Raw genomic sequence first — 1,064 nt, 5'->3', positions numbered from 1 at the left:
ACTCTCGTTGGGTAAGCAAAATCAGTTATGTAGAAAATGAAGCTATTGTTAAATTAATTTTTGCTCCAGATATTATTCCTTTAATAACCCGTTTAGAAGAATGCTTTACAAGCTATGACTTAAAACAAATTGCAAAATTAACCAGTCGTTATGCTATTCGTCTCTACGAATTACTTATTTCATGGCGTAGTGTGGGTAAAACAAGAATTTACGAGATACAAGAATTTCGTTCATTACTTGGAATAGAGGAAAATGAATATGCCCGTACAGAAGCTTTTAAAAGACGTGTTTTAGATATTGCTATTGATCAAATTAACGAGTTTTCTGACATTACAGTTAAATATGAGCAGCATAAAAAAGGCCGTTCTATTTCAGGTTTTTCATTCACCTTCAAACAGAAGAAAACGGGCAATCAATCAGTAGAAAACAAGCGAGATCCAAAAACGGTAAATATTTTCTCAACCATGACAGATGCTCAACGACACTTGTTTGCCAACAAACTTTCACAACTTCCTGAAATGAGTAAATACTCCCAGGGCACAGAAAGCTATCAGCAGTTCGCTGTACGTATTGCTGAAATGCTCCAAACCCCAGAGAAATTTAAGGAACTATACCCTTACCTCCAAAAAGTAGGTTTTAAGGCTGCCTAGAATATAGGCTTGCCGATTTGTCTATTAGACTGTCTAATAGACAAGACATTTTTACAAGATTAGGCATCGTTTTACATCATGAAAAGCCTTTCAGTTTTAGAATTATCCAAGCTTTATGGTATAAATAGACAAACGATTTACAACCATATAAATAAAGGAATTTTAAGTAAAAATTCTGATAACAAAATTGATTTTTCAGAAGCTATCCGTGTATTTGGAGAGCCTGCTAAAAAACAGGATGTAAAAGAACCTGTAAAAATAGACAGTCCAAGTTCGGCAGAAGTTTTACTGCTTAGACAGCAGATAGACATGCTGAAAAATCAGCTTGATGATGCCAAAGACCGGGAATCTTTCTATCAAAACCAAATTGAAACGATGCAACGCCTATTAGAAGCCCCAAAACCTAATATGACT

2 protein-coding genes are annotated in these 1,064 nt (G+C 34.9%); both read left to right on the top strand.

Annotation, left to right across the window (positions count from 1 at the left end; all coding sequences use genetic code 11):
• Positions 1 to 650, top strand: a 650-nt coding sequence (gene repM / locus FTV31_RS17110; RefSeq protein WP_180015838.1) for a replication initiation protein RepM, incomplete at its 5' end; no start/stop codon positions are given.
• Between the two features lie 78 nt (positions 651 to 728).
• A partial coding sequence (locus tag FTV31_RS17105; protein ID WP_218948761.1) for a plasmid replication DNA-binding protein occupies positions 729 to 1,064 on the top strand: 336 nt, incomplete at its 3' end.

It is taken from the genome of Acinetobacter sp. YH16031 (genome assembly GCF_013417335.1).
In the GTDB taxonomy this organism is placed as follows: domain Bacteria; phylum Pseudomonadota; class Gammaproteobacteria; order Pseudomonadales; family Moraxellaceae; genus Acinetobacter.
This window is presented reverse-complemented; position numbering and strand designations above follow the sequence as displayed.